A 3,811-nucleotide genomic window follows, 5' to 3' on the forward strand; every position below is an offset into this window, starting at 1 on the left:
TTGATATAATGTTGAGCTTTTTTAGGAGTGAGCCGATATCTGTGTAATTTGGGTTTAGTTTATACAGAGTAGAGCATATACTCTGAAAAAAGCCTGCCTGATCTTAGAAAAATAGGTAAAATGGCTCTTTTATAAAGGCTGCCAATCACTTGTAGTAAGGGTTTAGGGCTACCAGTACTGCGAAACTTCCTTCCCCAGTCAGGGCTATGACCCTAAACATAACTTAGGCGATCGCTACAACGACTCTAAATCACTTACCAACAGCTAAAACTAAACCTTCATGGGCTAATATTGCTTTAGGAAAGGCATATTTAATATCCACTTGAACTTGGTCAATAAAATCATCATGGTCATCTGGGTGATGATGAGAAATGGCTAGCCGTTTAACACCAGCATTCAAAGCCGCATTTACCGCAGCTTGCCAGAGTAAATCAGCAGAGTCATGGTTGTGAGACGTAGGTGGAGTGTAAGTGGCATTGGCAATCAGCAAGTCAACACCTTGAATAAACTGTAAAATCCGCTCTCGCTCCACTTGATCAGCATTTTGGTGTAAATCTGTGACGTAGGCAACACTATAATCTTGCCAAGTAACTCGGTAGCCAGCTGACCTCTGAGTTTGATTGATTAATGCAGTTGTAATGGTTACATCATCTAGTTTCACCTCACTATCAGGCGTGAGATTGTAAAACTGTAATTCCGACTGCATTACCTGTAAAGGGTAAGGAAAGTGTGGCTGGAGCATCTGGTCGTACAGACATTGTTTGATTGAGGCTCCATTTGATGCAGCTGTGCCGTAAATGTGAAAACAATTTTCCCCAATAAATGCAGGAGCAAAAAAGGGAAATCCTTGAATTCGATTTGATTGGCAGTTGGTAAAAAATAAATGGGCTTCTAGTGGCTGTTGCAGCTCTTGCCAAGTTTTACCCAATATGCGTAAGCCAGTACCGCCATCAAAAATCAAGCGTTTCCCAGCTATATGTATTTCTACACAGGCGGTATTACCACCATAACGACTGGTATTGCTACTGGGAGTAGGAATTAAACCTCTTACACCCCAGAATTGCACGATAAACTCACCTGCTGGGCTACTTGGCAGGGTAGATGACTTTTCTCTTATGTAGCTCTGGGAATCCGACAACTCAAAATTTGACATTTTCCTTGAAATTAGACCTTAGCGAACAGGTCATCGTAGCGCCGCACTTCCAACAGCCTGTTTTTTTCATCCACAATGACTACCGTAGGAGAGTAACTTTTTAACTCTTCTGGAGTGAACTGCCCGTAAGTCATTATAATCAAGCGATCGCCAATAATGCCTAGACGTGCCGCACCTCCATTTAGCTCAATGATTCCTGAATGAGCTAGAGCGGGGATCGCATAGGTAATAAAGCGCTGACCGTTGGCACTATTAACTACTTGCACCTGCTCATAAGGTAAGATACCAGCTTTTTCCAAAAGGATTTCATCAATGCTGATACTACCCACGTAGTTGATATTCGCCCCCGTAAGGGTGCAATTATGAATTTTTGCCAAAAGGAGAGTACGCTGCATTCTGGTTTGGGTTTGGTGGCAGTTTTTGCGAACCGTAACAAGCGAAAGTTATGAGTGGAGACGCGATTAATCGCGTCTGTACAGGAGTTAAGAATAAAAATTTATAACTCTTAACTCCTAACTCCTCTATTATCCTCTATAAGCTTTGACGGATTTTTCTACTAAAGCTGCAACCTTGTCCACATCTTGCCAACCGAGAATTTCAGTCACCTTTTTTTCCAAATTTTTATAACTACGGAAAAATTCAGCAATTTCATCTAAACGGTGTGGTGCTAAGTCTTTCAGGGATTTTACTTGAGTGTAGCGCGGATCTTTGTCAGGAACACAAAGGATTTTTTCATCGCGATCGCCACCGTCAATCATCTCCAAAAAGCCAATTGGTCGTGCAGCAATAATACAGCCGGGAAAAGTCGGCTCGTCAATTATGACCATACCATCTAGGGGATCGCCATCATCAGCCAAAGTATTGGGTACAAAGCCGTAGTCGTATGGATATTGTACTGAGGAATAAAGTACTCGGTCTAGAGCAAAAGCTTGTAGTTCCTTGTCGTATTCGTATTTGTTTTTACTTTTGCCAGTAATTTCAATGAGAACGTTGATTAGACCAGATTTCGGTTGGGCAGGAACACGAGATAAGTCCACAAAAAACTCCTCTGATAACGGTGAATCATGGGGGCACTCAGTCAACTTCGCTCCCCGTGTAGAATTTTAGGGCAATATGGATCTCTTCCCAAGGTATTTGTTCTATGGCATGGGGAAGAGGACAAGGGGACAAGGAGAATTGGGGACAAGGGGAAAGACTTGTTGTAAGTTCTAGCTTTTGTCACCTTGTTCCCTCATTTCCCCAGTTCCCTTGAATTAGCCAAAAAATAGAAAAAGCGTTACGAGCAAACTTCGCAACGCTTTTTCCAAGAGGGTATTATGGATATCCTCTGCCCTTAATTGCTGTTAAAGGGATTTCTGTCGTAACTTTGTTAAGACAACTGAAATCTGGAGTCACACAATCCAGATTTAGCTTATTTTTGACTAACTACACCCACATCTTCAGAGATTGTCTACAAAATCAGTGTTCTGCTTTTTGTAGGTCTTCTCATGAGGAAATGCGACTGGGAAGCTCGATCAATCTTGATTTTCTTGTATATTTTGGATTAGAGGTTGCTGGTTATTTTCAACATTAGTTGAAGAATAGTGGGCGATGACAAATACGGGTAGGGTAAGAGTCAACAGAGCGATCGCAGTTCCCACAATGTCTGCCAAACGTTGGGAATATGTAGCGGCATTGGCAGACTGGCTATTTGAATTCATACAAAATTGAAGTTCTTCGTAACACTGTGTAGGTTGACTCTCTGAGTGAGAGTATTAATGCTATTTTAGCTATTTTTAAACTGTAAAATGTGTAGCATTCTACAATTTAAACCAGTTATACAACTGTCATAGTAGTCTTTTTATACATGGAATTCTTAATACAAAGTTACGAGTAAACAAATCATGTTTTATTTTGTAATTAATATTTTTAGGTGTTTCCCTGTATGGTGTAACGGGTTGCATACGCAAAGCAAACTTTGACAGCATCATAAGTTACATTTTTTCGCTGATTAAAGATTAATTAGCAAAACATATTTATCCGATACTTCATGAGTATAACATTCTATAAAGCCTTTGATAAGGTCATTTTACTGGAATTGCTAATTTGTGATACAGGACACAAAACCGCAATTGCACTGATAGATATTCAGTGCTTTTGATTGTTATATAGTAGTTATACACAAAATATTTGACACCAGAGAAGAAATAGGTAGTAATGATTTTTGTAACCAATGATAACTACCGAATAAACACAGATACATTAGCTGTACAAGGCAGAATGGATTCAGTGATATCACTAAACAATTATTTAAGAATTTAAATTTTGCAATTTATGTAATATCACAGCCATTTTGTCAATCTACATAAAGGTAGAGTAAAAAAGTTTTAGAAGGTAGCCTAGAGGTGTAGTAAGTTATTATCAAACTTTCCCCATATCTGAACAAAATACCCAATCCCAATTTCCAGATCCTAAACCCGTATAACTTTTTGAATAAATCAAAATCTCAGACGAAAAATTGTATAAAAAATTAATCAGCTAAAAAAAACCGCCACTAAATATAATAGGGCGGTTTGGTTAAGCAATCGGAGGGTAATTACAGATTACTCTGCTAATAAATGAAATTGCTGTAACGACGTTTGCACTAAATTGGGCATTGGGCAAAACAGTTCTGAGTGC

The 3,811-nt window shown here is 39.3% G+C and carries 4 protein-coding genes; all 4 read right to left on the reverse strand.

Going from position 1 to position 3,811, the window contains the following annotated elements; translation table 11 throughout:
* Window positions 1–250: 250 nt before the first annotated feature.
* Window positions 251–1,153 (reverse strand): MBL fold metallo-hydrolase, encoded by a 903-nt coding sequence (locus IQ229_RS17370; RefSeq protein WP_194045838.1) that lies wholly within the window; start codon window positions 1,151–1,153, stop codon window positions 251–253.
* A gap of 11 nt (window positions 1,154–1,164) precedes the next feature.
* Window positions 1,165–1,548: an aspartate 1-decarboxylase gene (gene panD, locus IQ229_RS17375; RefSeq protein WP_194045845.1), complete on the reverse strand. Its 384-nt coding sequence runs from the start codon at window positions 1,546–1,548 to the stop codon at window positions 1,165–1,167.
* 129 nt (window positions 1,549–1,677) lie between these two features.
* Window positions 1,678–2,190 (reverse strand): inorganic diphosphatase, encoded by a 513-nt coding sequence (locus IQ229_RS17380; RefSeq protein WP_194045847.1) that lies wholly within the window; start codon window positions 2,188–2,190, stop codon window positions 1,678–1,680.
* 477 nt (window positions 2,191–2,667) lie between these two features.
* The gene (locus tag IQ229_RS17385; protein ID WP_194045849.1) at window positions 2,668–2,853 is read right to left on the reverse strand and encodes a hypothetical protein; all 186 of its coding nucleotides are present in this window, start codon (window positions 2,851–2,853) and stop codon (window positions 2,668–2,670) included.
* Window positions 2,854–3,811: the final 958 nt, after the last annotated feature.

This window comes from Nostoc cf. edaphicum LEGE 07299, from assembly GCF_015207245.1.
GTDB classification, from domain to species: domain Bacteria; phylum Cyanobacteriota; class Cyanobacteriia; order Cyanobacteriales; family Nostocaceae; genus Nostoc; species Nostoc edaphicum_B.